The sequence below is a fragment of the Nocardioides sp. S5 genome (assembly GCF_017310035.1).
Taxonomy (GTDB): Bacteria; Actinomycetota; Actinomycetes; order Propionibacteriales; family Nocardioidaceae; genus Nocardioides.
Window position 1 is genome coordinate 1,205,127 of sequence record NZ_CP022296.1, and the last position, 18,428, is coordinate 1,223,554.

Annotated in this window: 18 protein-coding genes; 14 read left to right on the plus strand and 4 right to left on the minus strand. The window is 71.6% G+C overall.

Annotated elements, in window-relative coordinates:
- Positions 1-24: 24 nt before the first annotated feature.
- Positions 25-1,473 (plus strand): phospholipase D-like domain-containing protein, encoded by a 1,449-nt coding sequence (locus CFI00_RS05930; protein WP_207084328.1) that lies wholly within the window; start codon positions 25-27, stop codon positions 1,471-1,473.
- A 9-nt stretch (positions 1,474-1,482) separates the two neighbouring features.
- Here the strand turns inward: CFI00_RS05930 and CFI00_RS05935 are convergent, their stop codons facing one another.
- Positions 1,483-2,070 carry a hypothetical protein gene (locus CFI00_RS05935; protein WP_207084329.1) on the minus strand — a complete coding sequence of 196 codons (588 nt, stop codon included), beginning with the start codon at positions 2,068-2,070 and terminating at the stop codon, positions 1,483-1,485.
- A 121-nt stretch (positions 2,071-2,191) separates the two neighbouring features.
- Between CFI00_RS05935 and CFI00_RS05940 the strand changes: the two genes are divergently transcribed.
- Positions 2,192-3,385: an acyl-CoA dehydrogenase family protein gene (locus tag CFI00_RS05940; RefSeq protein ID WP_207084330.1), complete on the plus strand. Its 1,194-nt coding sequence runs from the start codon at positions 2,192-2,194 to the stop codon at positions 3,383-3,385.
- On the opposite strand, the gene CFI00_RS05945 is transcribed toward CFI00_RS05940, so the two are convergent.
- Positions 3,370-4,569, minus strand: a complete 1,200-nt coding sequence (locus CFI00_RS05945; RefSeq protein WP_242532709.1) for an ROK family transcriptional regulator — start codon at positions 4,567-4,569, stop codon at positions 3,370-3,372. The genes CFI00_RS05940 and CFI00_RS05945 overlap by 16 nt on opposite strands.
- Positions 4,570-4,667: 98 nt before the next feature.
- Between CFI00_RS05945 and CFI00_RS05950 the strand changes: the two genes are divergently transcribed.
- From CFI00_RS05950 to CFI00_RS05980, 7 genes are all read left to right on the plus strand, one after another.
- Entirely contained in the window at positions 4,668-6,188 is a 1,521-nt protein-coding gene (locus CFI00_RS05950; protein ID WP_207084332.1) for a sugar ABC transporter ATP-binding protein, read from the plus strand.
- Positions 6,185-7,279 carry an ABC transporter permease gene (locus CFI00_RS05955; protein WP_207084333.1) on the plus strand — a complete coding sequence of 365 codons (1,095 nt, stop codon included), beginning with the start codon at positions 6,185-6,187 and terminating at the stop codon, positions 7,277-7,279. Before CFI00_RS05950 ends, CFI00_RS05955 begins: the two co-directional genes overlap by 4 nt.
- Before the next feature lie 79 nt (positions 7,280-7,358).
- A complete protein-coding gene (locus tag CFI00_RS05960) occupies positions 7,359-8,432 on the plus strand; it encodes a substrate-binding domain-containing protein (protein ID WP_207084334.1) in 1,074 nt (357 codons plus the stop codon).
- Between the two features lie 78 nt (positions 8,433-8,510).
- The gene (locus tag CFI00_RS05965) at positions 8,511-9,692 is read left to right on the plus strand and encodes a Gfo/Idh/MocA family oxidoreductase (RefSeq protein WP_207084336.1); all 1,182 of its coding nucleotides are present in this window, start codon (positions 8,511-8,513) and stop codon (positions 9,690-9,692) included.
- Positions 9,693-9,732: 40 nt separating this feature from the next.
- Positions 9,733-10,740, plus strand: coding sequence for a sugar phosphate isomerase/epimerase family protein (locus tag CFI00_RS05970; protein ID WP_207084337.1), 1,008 nt, complete (start codon positions 9,733-9,735; stop codon positions 10,738-10,740).
- Positions 10,741-10,768: 28 nt separating this feature from the next.
- On the plus strand, positions 10,769-11,605 hold the full coding sequence (locus CFI00_RS05975; RefSeq protein WP_207084338.1) for a DUF1707 domain-containing protein: 837 nt from the start codon (positions 10,769-10,771) through the stop codon (positions 11,603-11,605).
- Between the two features lie 71 nt (positions 11,606-11,676).
- Positions 11,677-12,708 (plus strand): MaoC family dehydratase, encoded by a 1,032-nt coding sequence (locus tag CFI00_RS05980; protein WP_242532710.1) that lies wholly within the window; start codon positions 11,677-11,679, stop codon positions 12,706-12,708.
- Here the strand turns inward: CFI00_RS05980 and CFI00_RS05985 are convergent.
- Entirely contained in the window at positions 12,684-13,781 is a 1,098-nt protein-coding gene (locus CFI00_RS05985; protein WP_207084341.1) for a hypothetical protein, read from the minus strand. The genes CFI00_RS05980 and CFI00_RS05985 overlap by 25 nt on opposite strands.
- A 35-nt stretch (positions 13,782-13,816) precedes the next feature.
- Between CFI00_RS05985 and CFI00_RS05990 the strand changes: the two genes are divergently transcribed.
- Positions 13,817-14,638: a class I SAM-dependent methyltransferase gene (locus CFI00_RS05990; protein ID WP_207084342.1), complete on the plus strand. Its 822-nt coding sequence runs from the start codon at positions 13,817-13,819 to the stop codon at positions 14,636-14,638.
- A gap of 79 nt (positions 14,639-14,717) precedes the next feature.
- The gene (locus CFI00_RS05995; protein WP_207084343.1) at positions 14,718-14,903 is read left to right on the plus strand and encodes a DUF5302 domain-containing protein; all 186 of its coding nucleotides are present in this window, start codon (positions 14,718-14,720) and stop codon (positions 14,901-14,903) included.
- Positions 14,904-14,906: 3 nt separating this feature from the next.
- On the opposite strand, the gene CFI00_RS06000 is transcribed toward CFI00_RS05995, so the two are convergent.
- Positions 14,907-16,100 carry an MFS transporter gene (locus CFI00_RS06000; protein ID WP_207084344.1) on the minus strand — a complete coding sequence of 398 codons (1,194 nt, stop codon included), beginning with the start codon at positions 16,098-16,100 and terminating at the stop codon, positions 14,907-14,909.
- 49 nt (positions 16,101-16,149) lie between these two features.
- Between CFI00_RS06000 and CFI00_RS06005 the strand changes: the two genes are divergently transcribed.
- Genes CFI00_RS06005 through CFI00_RS06015 form a run of 3 tightly spaced genes read left to right on the plus strand, consistent with a single transcriptional unit; the run spans position 16,150 to position 18,404 of the window.
- Positions 16,150-16,728, plus strand: coding sequence for a histidine phosphatase family protein (locus CFI00_RS06005; protein WP_207084345.1), 579 nt, complete (start codon positions 16,150-16,152; stop codon positions 16,726-16,728).
- Positions 16,729-16,735: 7 nt separating this feature from the next.
- A complete protein-coding gene (locus tag CFI00_RS06010) occupies positions 16,736-17,581 on the plus strand; it encodes a PHP domain-containing protein (protein ID WP_207084346.1) in 846 nt (281 codons plus the stop codon).
- A 22-nt stretch (positions 17,582-17,603) separates the two neighbouring features.
- Positions 17,604-18,404 (plus strand): DNA/RNA non-specific endonuclease, encoded by an 801-nt coding sequence (locus tag CFI00_RS06015; protein ID WP_207084347.1) that lies wholly within the window; start codon positions 17,604-17,606, stop codon positions 18,402-18,404.
- Positions 18,405-18,428: the final 24 nt, after the last annotated feature.

Here is an 18,428-nt window from a genome sequence, read left to right on the forward strand (position 1 = left end):
TGGGGCACCCTGAGGGAGTTGTACGTGCGTTCGAAGCTCATCGCCCTGCTGGCCACCTGTGGGCTCGCCGCCTCGCTGATGGCGCCCGCCATGGGTGCCTCGTCCGCCGGCGCCGCTGCACCCGGGGGCTCGGTGTCCACCTCCGAGCTGCGGGCGACGCCCCTCGCGGCGCGCAAGCCCCACAAGCCCAACAAGCGCTGGAAGGTGCCGATCGGGCCCAAGTTCAACAACCCGATGGTGCCCAAGGACCGCTTCGTCATCGAGCGCCACCTGCTCCGCGCGATCCGCAACACGCCCAAGGGCGAGAAGATCATCATCTCGGCCTACTCCCTCGACCGCCAGGTCGTCGCCGACGAGCTGATCCGCGCCAAGAGGCGCGGCGTCAAGGTCCAGGTCCTCCTCAACGACCACCTGGTCCCGGGCGCGCAGGTGCGCATCCAGAAGGTGCTGGGCAACAACACCAAGAAGTCGAGCTTCCTCAAGCGTTGCGTGTCCGGCTGCCGGGCCGACGAGAACGAGTACAACAACCTGCACAGCAAGTTCTACCTCTTCTCGCGCACCGGCCGGAACCGCAACGTCGTGATGCTGGGCTCCCACAACATGACCCTCAACGCGGTGCGGTGGCAGTGGAACGACCTGTGGACCTCGGTCGGCAAGCGCACCCTCTTCGAGCAGTTCGAGGCGCTCTTCAACGACATGCGCCCCGACTGGGACAAGCGTCGGGCTACCTACGGCTTCTGCTCCGCCGGGCGCGTGTGCCCCGCCGGCGACATGGAGAAGTACTACAACATCGTCTTCCCCCGCTACACCACGCAGAACAACGACGTGGTCATGGGGATCCTCAACAACATCCAGTGCGTCTACACCGACCCTGCGACGGGAGCGCAGAAGCGCACCCAGCTGGCCCTGTCGATGCACACCATGCGCGGCAACCGCGGCAACTACATCGCCGACAAGCTCCGCGTCCTCTACGCCCAGGGGTGCAGCCTGCGGGTGAACTACGGCCTCATGGGCTTCCACACCAAGCAGCAGATCGGTGCGCCCACGGACCGCGGCCGCGTCCCGCTGCGCTCGACCGGCTTCAACCTGCGCGACGACGTGCCCACCGGCGACCCCGAGATCGACGACATGCCGGAGAGCATCGAGCGCTACACCCACCACAAGTACTTCGTGCTCAAGGGCTCCTACAAGGGCGTGCCCGACTCGCACATCGTGTGGACCGGCTCGACCAACTGGTCCAGCCTGGGCACCCCCCAGGACGAGATCATGTTCTCGATGCACGGGCGCGGCCTGGTCCGCGACTACATGGCGAACTTCAACCTCATGTGGCAGAAGCCCTACAGCCGCGACGCCTACACCACGACGTACTCGTCGTGGCGGATGGTCAACGGTCGCCGGGTCGGCGTCGACCCGATGGTGACCGTCGAGCCGGACCGCCTGCGCGGCGGCGGCCCGACGTGGGAGAACGACTGACCCAGCGGGTCAGTCCTCCTGGTCGACCGCGTCCTCGGCGGGCAGCAGCGACTCCGCCAGGCTCCGGACGGTCTCCACGTCCGGGCCCTGGAGCACCACGGTGCTGCCCTTGAGGTCGTAGGCGATCACGCTCGCGCCCTCGTGGTCCCACGCCGACCAGGTGCCGGTGCCCCAGTCGGTGAGGTCGACCCCCTCGGCCTCGGTGACGTCGGCCGCGGCCAGGACGTCGGCGCTGGTGCCGGGGAGCTGGTCGAGCACCACGTCGCCGGAGGGCGCGGTGAACTCCATGCGCCACCACTGCGGGTCGGGGCTGTAGCCGCCGCCGACGGTGGTCCAGCCGTCGGGGAGGACGGTCGGGACCATGGTGATGAGCTCGTCGTCGACCGCGCGCAGGGCGGCGTCCTTGTAGCTCGGGCTGATGGTCGGCTCGCTGCCGAAGTCGACGGGCTCGACCGGCTCGGCCGTGGCGGTGGGCTCCGGGCTCGCGCTGGTCGGAGCAGGGTCGTCGGCGGACTGGCTGGTCCCCTCACCGCAGGCGCCGGCGAGCAGCACGAGCGAGAAGGCGAGGACAGGTGCGGTCGTACGAGTCGGTCGCATGGAGCGATTCTCTCACGCACGGGCGTGTGACATCAGTCTCCGACGCAGGCCCTGCCCAGGTGAACGACCCGTAACTAGACTCCGGAACGTTCCGCCCCACGACCGCACAGGAGCTCACGTCATGCCGCGTCTCTGCCAGACCGAAGGTCTCACCGAGGACCAGACCGAGATCCTCAAGGCCGTGCGGCAGTTCGTCGACGAGAAGATCATCCCGGTGGCGACCGAGCTCGAGCACAAGGACGAGTACCCCACCGAGATCGTCGAGGGCCTCAAGGAGCTCGGCATCTTCGGCCTGATGATCCCCGAGGAGTACGACGGCCTCGGCGAGTCGCTGCTGACCTACGCACTGTGCGTGGAGGAGATCGCTCGCGGCTGGATGAGCGTCTCGGGCGTGATCAACACCCACTTCATCGTCGCCTACATGCTGATGCACCACGGCACCGAGGAGCAGAAGCAGAAGTACCTGCCCCGCATGGCCACCGGCGAGGTGCGCGGCGCGTTCTCCATGTCCGAGCCCGGACTCGGGTCCGACGTGTCGGCGATCTCCACCAAGGCCGTGCGCGACGGCGACGACTACGTCATCAACGGCCAGAAGATGTGGCTGACCAACGGCGGGTCGTCGACCCTGATCGCGGTGCTGACCAAGACCGACGAGGGCGCGGAGACGCCGTACAAGAACATGACGACCTTCCTGGTGGAGAAGGAGCCCGGCTTCGGCGAGACGGCACCCGGTCTCACCATCCCGGGCAAGATCGACAAGATGGGCTACAAGGGCGTCGACACCACCGAGGCCGTCTTCGAGAACCACCGCGTGTCCGCCGACCAGGTCCTGGGCGGGGAGCCCGGCAAGGGCTTCTACCAGATGATGGACGGCGTCGAGGTCGGCCGCGTGAACGTCGCGGCCCGCGCCTGCGGCATCGCCAACCGTGCCTTCGAGCTGGGCGTGGCCTACTCCCAGCAGAGGGAGACCTTCGGCAAGCCGATCGCCGAGCACCAGGCCGTGCTGTTCCGCCTCGCCGAGATGGCGACCAAGGTCGAGACCGCGCACACCATGATGGTGAAGGCGGCGCGGATGAAGGACTCCGGCCAGCGCATGGACGTCGAGGCAGGCATGGCGAAGATGCTCGCCTCGGAGTACTGCAACGAGGTCGTCGAGGCGTCCTTCCGGATCCACGGCGGCTACGGCTACTCCAAGGAGTACGAGATCGAGCGCCTCTACCGCGAGTCGGCCTTCATGCTGATCGGCGAGGGCACCTCCGACATCCAGAAGATGATCATCGGGCGCAGCCTGCTCAAGGACTACAAGCTGCGCTGACCCGCTGACTCGAGTGCGGCGTCGGCGAGGGCGAGCGCCTCGCTCGCAGCCTCGACGGAGTCCGGCGAGAGCACGTGCTCGATCGCGAGCGCGGAGGCTCCCAGCACGGCCGCCTCGCCACCTGCGCGCGAGGTCACGATGCGCAGGTGCTCGGTGGCCAGCGGCAGTGAGCGCTGGTAGACCGACTCGCGGATCCCGGCGAGCAGGTGCTCGCCGGCGCCGGCGACCTGCCCGCCGATGACCACCACCGACGGGTTGATCAGGTTCACCATGGTGGCGACGACCTCACCGATGTCGCGTCCGGCCTGGCGTACGACGGCCATGGCCGGACGGCTGCCGGCGCGGACCAGCTCGACCACGTCGCCACCGGTCTCGGCGTCCATGCCCTCCGCGCGCACTGCGGCTGCCAGTGCGGGTCCGGCGGCCACCGCCTCGAGGCACCCGGTGTTGCCGCAGCGGCACAGCACGTCGTCGGCGCCCGGGACCCGGACGTGGCCGAGGTCGCCCGCGGTGCCCTGCGCCCCGCGCTGGAGCACCCCGCCCGACACGATGCCGGCGCCGATGCCGGTCGCGACCTTGATCAGCACCAGGTCGTCGACGTCACGCAGGTGCAGGCGGCGCTCGCCCAGCGCCATGATGTTGACGTCGTTGTCGACGAGCACCGGCACCGGGTAGCTCTGCTGGAGGCGGCCGGGGACGTCGAAGCGGTCCCAGCCCGGCATGATCGGCGGGTTGATCGGACGTCCCGTGGAGTGCTCGACGGGGCCGGGCAGACCGATCCCGATGGCGGCGAGGTGCTCGATCGGGCGACCGCTCGCAGCGAGCAGGTCGTGCACGGACTCCACCACCCACGACAGCACGACCTCGGGGCCCTCCGCCACGGCGAGGCTCGCGTCCACCTCGCCGAGGATCGAGCCGTTGAGGTCGGTGAGCGCCGCCCGCACATGGGTGGCACCGACGTCGACCCCCACGACGAGCCGCGCGGTCGGGTTGAGCGCGAAGAGGGCGGGCGGGCGCCCTCCCGTCGACCGGGCGCCGCCGAACGGGGACACGAGCCCTAGGCGCATCAGGACGTCGATCCGGGCGGCGATCGTCGAGCGGGCGAGGCCGGTGGCCTCGGCCAGCTGTGCGCGGGTCCACGGGCGTCCGTCGCGGAGGAGGTCGAACAGCTCGCCGGTGCGCACGGCGGGAGTCAAGCACATGCGCGACTTTGCACGCCAGACGGAAGACTTTTGAAAGATGCTCGACAGAAGTGCGTGACGCATGCCACAGTTCGCGGGTGATGTCCGACCCGACCCGCGCCCCGCTCCTCGAGATGCGCGGCATCGTCAAGCGTTTCCCCGGCGTGCTCGCCCTGGGCGGCGTCGACCTCGATGTCCGCTCCGGTGAGGTGCACTGCCTGCTGGGCCAGAACGGCGCCGGCAAGTCCACCTTGATCAAGGTGCTCTCGGCCAGCTACCAGCCCGAGGAGGGGGAGATCCGCTGGGACGGAGAGCCGGTCACGCTCTCCTCGCCGCAGGTCGCGATGGGCCTCGGCATCTCCACGATCTACCAGGAGCTCGACCTCGTCCCGGGCCTGAGCGTCGCCGAGAACATCTTCCTCGGGCACGAGATCAGCAGGGCCGGCTTCAGCCAGGCCGGGGAGACCAACCGTCGCACCCGTGAGCTGCTCGCCCGCCTCGGCCACCCCGAGATCCCGGCCACCCGCGCGGTGGAACGGTTGTCGCCCGCGGCCCAGCAGATCGTCAGCATGGCGCGTGCGCTGTCGCAGGACACCCGTCTGCTGGTCCTCGACGAGCCGTCCGCGGTGCTCGACCAGGGCGAGGTCGCCAACCTGTTCCGGGTGATCCGCGACCTCACCGCGGAGGGCGTCGCGGTGGTCTACATCTCCCACCGGCTGGAGGAGATCCGCCAGATCGGCGACCGCATCACGGTGCTCAAGGACGGCAGCACGGTCGCGACGGGCCTCGAGGTGGCCACCACCCCGACCGCCGACCTCATCAGGCTGATGACCGGACGCTCGATCGAGTACGTCTTCCCGCCGCGCGGCGACACGGTGCCCACCACGGGCGAACCGGTCCTCGAGGTCGTCGGGCTCGAGCTGCCGGGCGTGTTCTCCGGGGTCGACCTCAGCGTCCACGCCGGGGAGATCGTCGGCCTGGCCGGTCTCGTCGGCGCAGGTCGCTCGGAGATCCTCGAGACGTTGTACGGCGCCCGGCGTCCGTCGTCGGGCACGGTGCGCGTCCTGGGCCGCGAGCTGCGTCGGGGGTCCGTGCCCGACGCCGTCAGGGCCGGGGTCGGGCTCTGCCCGGAGGAGCGCAAGAGCCAGGGGCTGCTCCTCGACCAGGCGGTCTACCGCAACGTCACCATCTCGACGCTCGGCCGCTTCTCGCGACTGGGCTTCCTCGACAACCGCGAGGAACGACGTCGTGCCCACGAGGTCACTGCGTCGCTCGACGTACGTCCCGCGGGCGTGGACCGGCTGGTCCGCCTGCTCTCGGGTGGCAACCAGCAGAAGGTCGTCCTGTCGCGCTGGCTCATGCGCGAGTGCAAGGTGCTCCTCCTCGACGAGCCCACGCGGGGCGTCGACGTCGGGGCCCGCGCCGAGATCTACGCCGTGGTCCGGTCGCTGGCCGACTCCGGCGTCGCCGTCGTCGTGGTCTCGAGCGAGGTCGAGGAGGTGCTCGGGCTCGCGGACCGGGTGCTGGTGGTCCGTGAAGGACACGTCGTGCACGAGGGACCGACCAGTGAGATCGACGAGACCCGGGTCCTGGACCTGGTCATGGAAGGAAACGCCGCATGAGCGAGCACAGCACCGCCCACGGGGTCGACGACACCGTCGCGCCGTCGGGCGGCACCGTCCACACGGGACGCCTGGCTGACGAGGGCGGTGCGGCCCCGCGCGGGGCCGGGCTGATGAGCGGACCGTTCGGGCGCAACCTGGGCCTCGTCGTCGCGCTCCTGGTGATCTGCCTCGTGGGTGTGTTCACCGCCGGCGACCGGTTCGCGAGCGTGGACACCGCACTGACGATCCTGCGCCTGGCCGCCGTGGTCGGGGTGGTCAGCATCGGGATGACCTTCGTGATCACCGGGGGCGGCATCGACCTCTCCGTCGGCGCCATCCTGGCGCTGGCATCGGTGTGGGCCACGACCTTCGCCACCCAGACCATGGCCACCGACACGCACTGGGTGGTCATGGTGCTGGTGGCGCTCGCTGTCGGCGGGGCGTGCGGACTCGTGAACGGGATCCTGATCGCCTACGGCAACGTCGTCCCCTTCATCATGACCCTGGCCATGCTCGCCTCGGCCCGGGGCCTCGCCGAGATCATCTCCGAACGACGCAGCCAGATCGTCCCGGCGCCCACCCTGCGCGGCGGTGGGGTGGAGGGGTTCAAGGACTTCTGGTCCGCGGACGTCCTCGGCGTCCCCCTCCTCGTGGTCATCTTCGCCCTGGTCTCTGTCGGCGGCTGGGTCCTGCTCAACCGCACGACGTTCGGTCGCCGCACCCTGGCGGTCGGCGGCAACCCCGAGGCCGCGCGGCTGGCGGGCATCAACGTCAAGCGGCACACCGCCATGCTCTACGTGCTGGTCGGCCTGTGCTGCGGCCTGGCGGCACTGATGCTCATCGGGCGCACCTCCACGGGCAGCTCCACCCACGGCACCCTGCTGGAGCTCGACGCGATCGCGGCCGTGGTCATCGGCGGGACCCTGCTCACGGGCGGGCGCGGCACCATCGTCGGCACCGTCATCGGGGTGCTGATCTTCAGCACGCTGAGCATCGTCTTCGTCCTCAACAACCAGGACAGCTCCACGCAGGCGGTCGCCAAGGGACTGATCATCGTCGTCGCCGTCCTGCTCCAGCAGCGCCTGGCCCGTCGCTCGACCTCCACGTAGGAGCCGGGCCGCACCCCTCTTCTCGGCATCGCGCACCACCGGCACCACCTCAACCATCCAGACACAAGGAGCACACCCCATGCGACTGCGCACCACCACCTCACGGCAGCAGAGCCGCCGCTACTCCGGCCTCGTGGTCGGCGCGGTCGCCGTCCTCGCCCTGTCCGCCTGCACCGGAAGCGCCGAGGACGCGGCCGACGACGAGGAGGGCGGCTCCGGCTCGGCTCCCGTCGCAGCGGGCAGCAACGACGAGGAGGGTGACACCGTCACCATCGGCTTCTCCGCCCCGGCGGCCGACCACGGCTGGATGGCCGCCATCACCAACAACGTCCGCGACCTCGCCGAGCAGTACCCCGACATCGACCTGCAGGTCGCCGAGGGCACCAACGACGTCAGCCTGCAGATCAGCCAGGTCGAGACCTTCATCAACGACGGGGTGGACGCGATCGTGCTGCTCCCGTTCGACGGAGCGGCGATGACCCCGGTCGCGCTGCAGGCGATGGAGGCCGGCATCCCGGTCATCAACGTCGACCGCGAGTTCGACGACCCCAACGCCGCGCGCGTCACCGTGCTCGGCGACAACTACGGGATGGGTGTCTCCGCTGGCACCTACATCTGTGAGCAGGCCGGGGGTGACGAGGACGTCGTCGTCGCCGAGATCGCCGGCATCGACGCCCTGCCCCTGACCCAGGACCGCAGCCAGGGCTTCGAGGACGCGCTGTCCGAGTGCGGCCTCGACGTCGACGCCCGCCAGGCGGCCGAGTTCACCGTCGAGAGCGGTGAGGAGGTCGCCTCCCAGATCCTGCAGTCGGAGTCGCAGATCGACTTCCTGTGGAACCACGACGACGACCAGGGCATCGGCGTCCTGGCCGCCATCGAGAACGCCGGTCGTGACGAGTTCGTGATGGTCGGTGGCGCCGGCTCGGCCAACGCTATGCGGGAGATCCAGGACGACAGCGGCGTGCTGAAGGCGACGGTCATCTACCCGTCGACGCAGGGCGCCGACGGCGTCAAGCTCGCCCGCCTGCTCGTGCAGCAGAAGGGGGTCGCCGACCTGGTCGAGGTCGAGGTCCCGCGCATGGTCCAGCTCTACGCGCCGGTCGTGACCGCGGACAACGTCGACGACTACATCGACACGGCCTTCGAGTCCTGAGCCACCCCGTCCGGCGCCCCGCCCCGGGGCGCCGGACGGACCCTCGCCCGAGCCGGTCGACGACAGAACAGGATCCTGATGAGCTCCGAGCACGACACGCTGTCCGTGGGGATGGTGGGCTACGCCTTCATGGGGGTGGCCCACTCCCAGGCATGGCGCAACGCCCCCCGCTTCTTCGACCTGCCGCTCCACCCGCGGATGGCGGCGGTGGCAGGCCGCGACCACGCCAAGGTCATCGCCGCGGCCTCCCGGCTCGGATGGGAGAGCACCGAGTCCTCGTGGCAGGCGCTCGTCGCCCGCGACGACATCGACCTCATCGACGTCTGCACCCCCGGTGACACGCACGCCGAGATCGCGATCGCGGCGCTCGAGGCCGGCAAGCACGTGCTGTGCGAGAAGCCGCTGGCCAACTCGGTCGAGGAGGCGGAGGCGATGGTGCGGGCGGCGGAGAGGGCCGCGGCGAACGGCGTACGTGCCATGGTCGGCTTCACCTACCGGCGCGTGCCCGCGATCGCCCTGGCCCGCCAGCTGGTCGCCGAGGGTCGCATCGGCACGATCCACCACGTCCGCGCGCAGTACCTCCAGGACTGGATCGTCGACCCCGAGGCGCCGCTGTCGTGGCGCCTGGAGCGGGCGCGGGCCGGGTCCGGGGCGCTGGGCGACATCGGCGCCCACATCATCGACCTGGCCCAGTTCATCACCGGGGACACCATCGCCACCGTGACCGGGAGGCTGGAGACGTTCGTCAAGGAGCGCCCGCTGCCCGCCGAGGCCCACACCGGGCTTTCGGGGACGGCCGGCACGAGTGGTCGCGGCCCGGTCGACGTCGACGACGCGGCCGCCTTCCTCGCCCACTTCCGCGGAGGCGCGCTGGGCGTGTTCGAGGCCACCCGGTTCGCGAACGGCCGCAAGAACGCCATCCGCATCGAGGTCAACGGATCCCGCGGGAGCCTGGCCTTCGACTTCGAGGACATGAACGTCCTGCACTTCTTCGACGGGTCCGAGGACGTGACGACCGCCGGCTTCCGCCGGATCCTGGTCACCGAGCCCGAGCACCCCTACGTCGCCGCCTGGTGGCCCGCCGGTCACGTCATCGGCTACGAGCACGGCTTCACCCACCAGGTCGTCGACCTCGTCACCGACATCGCCAGGGGCGTGGACCCCACGCCGTCGTTCGCCGACGGCCTGCAGGTCCAGCGGGTCCTGGCGGCCGTCGAGGCCAGCTCGCTCAGCTCCGCCTGGCAGGACGTACCTGCATGACCGCACCGCTCCTGCACGACCCGCAACGAAGGGACACCCGATGACTCGCCCTGTCACCCTGTTCACCGGCCAGTGGGCCGACCTCCCGTTCGAGGAGGTCTGCCGGCTCGCGTCCGGCTGGGGCTACGACGGCCTGGAGATCGCCTGCTGGGGCGACCACTTCGACCCGTGGGCCGCGGTCGAGGACGACTCCTACGTCCCGGCCAAGCTGGAGGTGCTCGAGAAGCACGACCTGCAGGTCTTCGCGATCAGCAACCACCTCAAGGGCCAGGCGGTCTGCGACGACCCGATCGACGAGCGCCACCGTGGCATCCTCCCTGACCGCATCTGGGGCGACGGCGAGGCGGAAGGAGTACGCCAGCGCGCCGCGGAGGAGATGAAGATGACCGCGCGCGCCGCCCGCAGGCTCGGTGTCGACGTGGTGGTCGGGTTCACCGGCTCCTCGATCTGGAAGTACGTCGCGATGTTCCCGCCCGCCACGCAGGACATGGTCGACGCCGGCTACCAGGACTTCGCGGACCGCTGGAACCCGATCCTCGACGTCTTCGACAGCGAGGGTGTCCGCTTCGCCCACGAGGTGCACCCCTCGGAGATCGCCTACGACTACTGGACGACGGTGCGCGCCCTGGAGGCCGTCGACCACCGTGAGGCCTTCGGCCTCAACTGGGACCCCAGCCACTTCGTGTGGCAGGACCTCGACCCCGTCGGGTTCCTCTGGGACTTCAAGGACCGGATCTACCACGTCGACTGCAAGGACGCGAAGAAGCAGGTCGGCAACGGCCGCAACGGCCGGATGGGCTCCCACCTCCCGTGGGCCGACCCGCGTCGCGGGTGGGACTTCGTCTCGACCGGGCACGGCGACGTCCCGTGGGAGCAGTGCTTCAGGATGCTCAACACCATCGGCTACGACGGGCCGATCTCGGTCGAGTGGGAGGACGCCGGGATGGACCGGCTCGTCGGGGCGCCCGAGGCGCTGGAGCTCGTACGACGCCTGGCGTTCGACGCGCCCGACGCCGCCTTCGACGCCGCCTTCAGCACGACGGACTAGAGCCCGCGCCTGGCCCTAGACTCCCGGCATGAGGGGCTTCCGGGCGAAGGACTCCGACCGCGACCGCTTCGTCGAGCTGATCGAGGCGGCGTACGTCGACGGGCAGCTGGGCGCGGTCGACCGTGACCTGCGGGTCTCCCGCGCGCTGTCTGCGGAGACGCTCGACGAGCTCCAGACGCTGACGCGCGACCTGCAGCCGCCGCCCGGCGGCGTGCCCGCCGTCGCGACGCGCACCGCGGTGCACCCCGGCAGGCTCCTCGGCGTCCTGCTGCTCCTGGGGGCGGTGGTCGCGGTGCTCGGCATCGGGGTCGCCGCGCTGGTGCTCCTCGCGGACGTCGACACCGGGTCGGACACGTCTCCGTCCGTCGCGGTCGAGTCGGGGCAGGCGGAGCCGGTGCCCCAGCAGCAGGCCGGGGCCGAGCCGTCCTTCGAGATGACCCCGGCCGGGGTGCGCGGCTTCGTCCGGGCCTACGAGGGCCAGTTCGGCACGCGTGAGGCGTTCGAGGTGGGCTTCTTCCCCGCCCGGGTCGGCGTGCAGGTGCCGGTGCGCGGCTCCCGGCCGCGGATGGAGCGGTGGACCTGGGACGGCGAGTGGCGCCAGGACACCGAGGCGGGGGCGGTCGCGGGTCCGCTCGGGCTGGTCGACGTCGGCGCGATCGACGTACGCCGCCTGTTCGCCAACATCACCACGGCGCGCCGCACGCTCGAGGTCGAGGACGGGCGCTTCACGCACGCGCTGCTCGTCCGGTGGGGCGGCGACCCGGTGGAGCTCAACATCTACGTCAGCAACGACTTCAAGGAGACCGGCTACCTCAGCACGACGCCGTCGGGCCGGGTCGTGCGCAGCGTCCCCTACGGCGGCTGACACTTCCCACGTGACGGAGGCCACGTGGGCGCCGCCGTCGCGACGGCCGTGGCTGCGGCACGATGTCCGGCATGAAGACGAACGCCGGCAACTTCTTCGAGGACTTCACGCTCGGGCAGGTCATCGAGCACGCCACCCCGCGCACGATCACCGAGGGTGACCGGGCGCTCTACGGCGCGATCTACCCGACCCGCTTCGCGGTCCCGTCCTCCGCGGAGTTCGCCGCCTCGGTCGGGCTCTCCCCGCACCCCGTCGAGGAGCTGGTGGGCTTTCACGTCGCCTTCGGCAAGACCGTCCCCGACGTGTCGCTCAACGCGGTGGCCAACCTCGGCTACGCGGAGTGCCGCTTCCACCTGCCGGTCGTGCCGGGCGACACGCTGCGCACCCGCTCGGAGGTCATCGGCCTCAAGGAGAACTCCAACGGGCGCACCGGCGTGGTGTGGGTGCGCTCGACCGCGACCAACCAGCGCGGCGAGGTCGTCATCGACTGGGCGCGCTGGGTGATGGTGCACAAGCGCTCGGCGGAGTCCCCTGCTCCCGAGACGGTGGTGCCGTCGCTTGCCGATGCCGTCGTCCCCGGCGACCTGGTCGTGCCCGCCGGCCTGGACTTCTCGGCGTACGACGCCGCGGCGGCCGGGTCGCCGCACCGGCTCGGCGACTACGAGGTGGGGGAGAGGATCGACCACGTCGACGGCGTGACCCTCACCGACGCCGAGCACATGATGGCCACGCGGCTGTGGCAGAACACCGCGAAGGTGCACTTCAACACCGATGCCCGCCCCGACGGCCGACGCCTCGTCTACGGCGGCCACGTCATCTCGCTGGCCCGCTCGCTGTCCTTCAACGGCCTGGCCAACGCCCAGCTCGTCGCCGCGATCAACGCGGGCGCCCACGTCGCGCCGGCCTTCGCCGACGACACGGTCCACGCGTGGTCGGAGGTGCTCGAGGTCGCCGAGCTCGACGCGCCGGCCGTCGGCGCGCTGCGGCTGCGCCTGGTCGCGACCCGCGGGCGCGACGAGTCGATGACCCTGCGTGGTGCGGACGGGAAGTACGCCGACGGCGTGCTGCTCGACCTCGACTACTGGGCGTTCGTCCCGCGCTGAGGCGCACTCCGTCGCAGGAGGTCGGCCGTGACGAGGTCGAGCGCCTCGTCGAGGGTGGCCGGCACGGTGGCGACGCCCAGGCGGGCGAGGACGGTCGTGGCCGCCGCCACCAGCTCGGCGTCGGTCGCCTCGTCGGGCGTACGCCCTGAGCGCGGGTCGGCGGGCAGCAGGTCCGCGAGGTCGCCCACGACGTCGTACGTCCGTGCGCCGAGGTCGGCGACCGTGGCCCGCGAGCGCTCGAGGACCCAGCCGTGGTGGCGGGCGGGCAGCACGAACGACTCCCGGGTGGCGGAACCGGCCAGCGCGTCCGGCACGAACGTGCCCTTGACGTGGCGGGTGAGCGCTGGTGAACGGCGCGGCCGGGGGATGCGCTCGTTGACCCGTCGCAGCAGCTCGGCCTCCACGAGCCCGAGCGAGTCGTTGGGGCGGCGCGCCTCGGTGTCGAGCCCCGTCACGTCGAGGCCCAGGACCGCGGCCGTGCGCGACCAGAGCTCGTCGCGAGGCGCGCCCGATCCGGGTACGACGGCGAGGTGGACGTGGTCGGACGGGATGCCTGCGGACCACCGGTCCGCGATGGCGGGCACGTCCTGGTAGCGCCAGAACTTCTGGTCGTCCTCGCCGCGCCGCACGGTCGCCAGGAAGCGACGGTAGGGCTGGCGGGCGCCCATCTTCACGCGCTGCTGCCACGCCGAGGGCAGGACCCGGCCGAGGTCGCGCGCGGTGATCACGACGTGGACCTCGTCGGCGGCACGAGCGAGGTCGGCCAGCGCCCCGGCAGCCGCGTCGGGCGGTGAGTCGGCGAAGTGCTCGTTGCTGAGCAGGACGTCTCCGGACCAGTCGCGGGCCTCGTCGACGAGGCGCTGCCACGTCGCGAGCTCGTGCTCGTCGAGCCGCTCGACGTGGGCGGTCATCCCCTTCACCAGCGCGGCGGCCGTGAAGTGCTCGCGACGGCCGGTGCCCGGGAGGAGCAGCCCGCGCCCGCGCAGCTCGTCGCGGTGGCGCCACCAGAGGTCCTGGAGGTAGGTGGTGCCCGACTTGGCCGTGCCGACGTGGAGGAACACGCGCCGAGCCATGCCGGTGACCCTACTGGGTGCGGCAGACTCGCCCCGTGGCCTGGGATCGCGAGTTCTTCTACGACACCTACCCGCGCCTCGAGGCGCGGTTCGCGGCGCGCCTCGACGAGAGCCTCGCCCCGCGCGACCCCTCGATCATGCTGCAGGTGGTGCGCGAGCTCGACCTGCCGCCCGACAGCCGGGTGGTCGACGTCGGCTGCGGCGACGGGACCCACGCCTTCCGGCTGGCGACCCACTTCGGGCTGCGGGTCCTCGGCATCGACCCGGTGCAGCGCCACCTCGACCTGGCCCGCGCCGCCCGGCGCGACCTCGTCCCCGAGATCGCGTCACGCGTCTCCTTCGAGCGCGGCACCGCCACGGCCCTCCCGGTGCCCGACGCGTCGCTGGACCTGGTGTGGTGCCGCGACGTGATGGTCCACGTCGAGCACCCCGAGGACGCCTGGGCGGAGTTCGCCCGGGTGCTGCGTCCCGGCGGCCACGTCGTGTCGTACCAGGTGGTGGCGACCCACCTGCTGGCCCCCGACGAGGCCGACTGGCTCTTCGACGTGATGGGGGTGGTGCCTTCCAGCGCCGACGCGCGGGTCGTGGACAAGGCGATCGATCGCTCCGGCCTGGAAGTGGTCGACTCGATCGACCTGGCAGGGGAGTGGGGCGAGTGGTCGCAGGAGCAGGAGGGGGCGGGCGGCCGCGCGCTGCTGCACCTGGCGCGCCTGCTGCGCGAGCCCGAGCGCTACCGCGCCGAGTTCGGCGACGCGGCGTACGACGTGATGCTCGGCGACTGCCGCTGGCACGTGCACCGCATGTCGGGGGGCCTCGCGGGACGCCTCGACGTGCTCAGGCGGCCGCGCCGCGGTTAATCGCTCGACCCCTCTTGACGCCTTTGGCAAGGTGGGTCCTCCGACGCACGAGAGCCTTCACGTCAACCCAGGAGGAGCCATGGCCGACCAGGACCCCAACGCAGACATCAAGGCGAAGATGAGGGAGGCCCTCGAGCGCAAGAAGGGCCACCTCCATCCCGACGACAGCGCCTCAGCGCGCGAGAAGGCCCACGGCTCGGAGGTCAACGACAAGAACGTCGCCAAGCCGATGCACCGCCGCAAGGCAGGCGGCGGCGGGGTCTGAGCCTCACCTGCCGGCGGACGGCTCCGACACGACGTCGTCCGCCGGCGCGAAGGCGCGCGCCAGCCAGAAGAGCGCCACGACCAGCACCAGCGGCACTGCGAAGCCGACACGCAGCGAGCCCGCGCCCACCGCACCGGTCATCACCGCGCCCAGCAGCGCGCCGACGTAGTTGAACTGGTTGAACCGCGCCACCACGGCGTCCACCCGCGCGCGCCGCGTCGCCGGGTCGGCGTCCCGGCCGGCGAGGGCCGCGGCGGCGGAGAAGCTGAGTGGCGCCACGACGGCGACCCCGCAGCCCAGCAGCGTGAAGCCGGCCACGGCCACCGGCCACGTCGGAGCCGCCACCACGAGGGCGAGGGCCACGAACGCGATCGCCGCGCCCGCCCGCAGCAGCCGCACGGCACCCACCCGCTCGGTGAGCCGGTCGCCGACCAGCCGGACCAGCCCGCTCGCGACCAGGTAGGGGAGCGTGGCCAGGGCGACGAGATCCTCGGGTGCGTCGAAGACGTCGTCGAGGTAGACCGGTCCCCACGCCGCCGCAGCGGTGTCGACGGTGTAGAAGACGACGAGCGCGAGCCCGATCGTGACGATCGCGCGCCACGGCACGTCGGTCTCGGTCGACGTGGCAGCCGTGCCGTGGTCGCGGGCGAGGTACGGCGCCGCGGCGGCCGCGAGCGGCAGCAGCGACACCACTGCGATCGCCGACCACGGTGCCCCGCTCGTCGCGAGGGTCAGCACGGCTGCGACGACACCGCCGAGCGTCCACGCGCCGTGGCACGACGGCAGCACGACCCGGCCCATGCGGTGCTCGAGGGCCACCGCCTGCATGTTGCCGGTGGCGTCGACCAGCCCGAGCCCGACGCCGTACGCCGCCAGCGCGAGCACGAAGACCACCGCGGTCGGCGCGAGCACCACCACCGCCACCGAGCACGCGACGACGAGCAGCCCCGCCCGCAGCACGACGGCGCTGTCGAGGCGCGGGGCGAGCCGCTCGGCGAGGAGCGACCCGGCTCCGGCGAGCAGCACCATCATCAGCAGCACCCCCGACAGCGCGAGCTCGCCCAGGTCCCACCGGTCCTGCAGGCGCGGCAGCCGGGTGGTGAGGCTGATGAAGACCAGGCCCTGGGTGAAGAAGGCCGCGGCGATCGCCGCGCGGGCGCGCCGCCGTCCGGTGTCCGCCGGCGGCGCTGCGCTCATGCCGAGCATCGTGGCAGCCCGCGCACCGCGCCGTGGCAGACTCGCGGGCATGTCTGCCCCTGCCTCTGCCCCTGCCCCCGAGCTCTGGTTGGTGCGCCACGGCGAGACCGAGTGGAGCCGTGACGGCAAGCACACCTCCACCACCGACCTGCCGCTGACCGACGTCGGCGAGGCCGCGGCCCGCGAGCTGGCCCCGCGGCTGGCCGACGTGGAGTTCGACCTGGTGCTCACCAGCCCGCGCCGGCGCGCCCGGCGTACGGCCGAGCTGGCCGGCTTCGGCGAGGCCGAGCTCGACGAGGACCTCGTCGAGTGGGCCTACGGCGACTACGAGGGCATCTCCACCCCCGAGATCCGCGAGACCGTCCCGGGCTGGACCGTCTGGTCGCATCCGTCGCCCGGTGGCGAGAGCGCCGACGAGGTCGCCGCCCGTCTCGACCGCGTGGTGGAGCGTGCGCGCGGCCACCGCCGCACGCTCGTCTTCGCCCACGGCCACTCCTTGCGGGTGCTCACCGCCCGCTGGCTGGAGCAGTCCGCGACCGAGGGGCGCTTCTTCCGCCTCGACGTCTCGACGATCTCGGTGCTGGGCTTCGAGCGGGAGACGCCGGTCCTGCTGAAGTGGAACAGCTGAGGCCGGCGTGCGGATCGACCTCCACACCCACTCCGCGGCCAGCGACGGCACCGACACCCCCGGTGACCTGGTGCGCGCGGCCGCGGTGGCCGGGCTGGACGTCGTCGCGCTGACCGACCACGACGCGATGTCGGGCTGGGCGGAGGCTGCCCGGGCGGCCGACGAGGTCGGCATCACGCTCGTGCCGGGCCTCGAGATCAGCACGCGGCTCGGCCGCCGGGGCGTGCACCTGCTCGGCTACCTGCCCGACCCGACGTACCCGCCGCTGGTGGCCGCCCTCGACCGCATCCTCACGGGGCGCACCGAGCGCACCCCCGCGATCGTCGCGGCGCTGCGCGGGTACGGCATCGACATCACCGAGGACGACGTACGCCGCGAGGCGGGCGGGTCCGTGGCCGCGGGGCGTCCCCACGTCGCCGACGCGCTGGTCCGCATGGGCATCGCGCGCGACCGCACCCAGGCCTTCGACGACCTGCTCAACCCGGGCCGCCCCGGCTACGCCAACCGCTACGCCACGCCCCTGGAGGAGATGATCGGGCTCGTCGTCGCGGCAGGTGGTGTCACCGTCATCGCCCATCCCTGGGGACGCAGCGGGCGCTCGGTCCTCGACGAGGCGGCGTTGGCCCGGCTCAAGGACGTCGGACTCGCCGGCATCGAGGTCGACCACCAGGACCACTCGCCGGCCGAGCGGGCCGAGCTGCGCGGCATCGCGCGCGACCTCGACCTCGTCGTCACCGGCAGCAGCGACCACCACGGGCTCGGCAAGGTCGACCACGACCTCGGCGTGCACACGACCGACCCGGAGCAGTACGAGCGGCTGCTGTCGCTGGCGTCACCTCCGACGCACCGCTGACCGGACGCGGGACACTCCAGCCATGGCCGATCTCGGGTACGACAGCGACTTCCTGCAGACCCCCCTTGCGCCACCCGGCACCGGTGAGGTCGCGGGCGCACTCCTGGACTACACGCACTTCACCGTGCAGATGCACCCCACCCGTCGACTCGCCTGGTGGGTGGCGTGGAACATCGACGGCCTCCGGCTGTTCCCCAGTGAGTCGATCAGCCGGTCGGGTGAGCGGTTCCGGGCCGACCCGCGCATCCCCACGACGGAGCAGACGCTGGACGAGGCGTACGACGGCAACCGGCTCGACCGAGGGCACGTGGCCCGTCGTTCGGACCTGCTGTGGGGCACCCTCGAGGAGGCCCGGGCGGCGAACTCGGACTCGTTCTTCTTCCCCAACATCACGCCACAGATGGACGACTTCAACCAGTCCGGGCGAGGCGGCGCCTGGGGTCTGCTCGAGAACGCCGTCCTCGCCCAGGACGGCCTCGAGGACCGCCGGCTGACGCTCTTCGCAGGGCCGGTGCTCCGCGAGGACGACCCGACCTATCGCGGCATCGTCCAGGTCCCTCGCGAGCACTGGAAGGTCGTCGTCTACCGCATGGACGGCGAGCTCAGGTGCAAGGCGTTCGTCCTGTCCCAGCGCCTCGTGCTGGCACGATGGGACGAACAGGCGTTCCTCGACGACTTCGACACCTACCTCGTCCCGCTCGACCTGCTCGAGGAGCGCACCGGACTCACCTTCGCCGGCCTGTGGGCCGATGTCCCCGCCGCGGAGCTGCGCGAGCCAGGAGCGCCGGTCCTCGTGGAGAACGTCGGTCAAGTGGCCTGGTAGGGCCCTGAGGCGCTCCTCTGGGAG

Excerpts from the sequence above, each read along its gene's own strand:
- CFI00_RS05935 (WP_207084329.1), bottom strand. The coding sequence starts at position 2,070 with ATGCGACCGACTCGTACGACCGCACCTGTCCTCGCCTTCTCGCTCGTG.
- CFI00_RS05940 (WP_207084330.1), top strand. The coding sequence starts at position 2,192 with ATGCCGCGTCTCTGCCAGACCGAAGGTCTCACCGAGGACCAGACCGAG.
- CFI00_RS05950 (WP_207084332.1), top strand. The coding sequence starts at position 4,668 with ATGTCCGACCCGACCCGCGCCCCGCTCCTCGAGATGCGCGGCATCGTC.
- CFI00_RS05955 (WP_207084333.1), top strand. The coding sequence starts at position 6,185 with ATGAGCGAGCACAGCACCGCCCACGGGGTCGACGACACCGTCGCGCCG.
- CFI00_RS05960 (WP_207084334.1), top strand. The coding sequence starts at position 7,359 with ATGCGACTGCGCACCACCACCTCACGGCAGCAGAGCCGCCGCTACTCC.
- CFI00_RS05965 (WP_207084336.1), top strand. The coding sequence starts at position 8,511 with ATGAGCTCCGAGCACGACACGCTGTCCGTGGGGATGGTGGGCTACGCC.
- CFI00_RS05970 (WP_207084337.1), top strand. The coding sequence starts at position 9,733 with ATGACTCGCCCTGTCACCCTGTTCACCGGCCAGTGGGCCGACCTCCCG.
- CFI00_RS05975 (WP_207084338.1), top strand. The coding sequence starts at position 10,769 with ATGAGGGGCTTCCGGGCGAAGGACTCCGACCGCGACCGCTTCGTCGAG.
- CFI00_RS05980 (WP_242532710.1), top strand. The coding sequence starts at position 11,677 with ATGAAGACGAACGCCGGCAACTTCTTCGAGGACTTCACGCTCGGGCAG.
- CFI00_RS05985 (WP_207084341.1), bottom strand. The coding sequence starts at position 13,781 with ATGGCTCGGCGCGTGTTCCTCCACGTCGGCACGGCCAAGTCGGGCACC.
- CFI00_RS05995 (WP_207084343.1), top strand. The coding sequence starts at position 14,718 with ATGGCCGACCAGGACCCCAACGCAGACATCAAGGCGAAGATGAGGGAG.
- CFI00_RS06000 (WP_207084344.1), bottom strand. The coding sequence starts at position 16,100 with ATGAGCGCAGCGCCGCCGGCGGACACCGGACGGCGGCGCGCCCGCGCG.
- CFI00_RS06005 (WP_207084345.1), top strand. The coding sequence starts at position 16,150 with ATGTCTGCCCCTGCCTCTGCCCCTGCCCCCGAGCTCTGGTTGGTGCGC.
- CFI00_RS06015 (WP_207084347.1), top strand. The coding sequence starts at position 17,604 with ATGGCCGATCTCGGGTACGACAGCGACTTCCTGCAGACCCCCCTTGCG.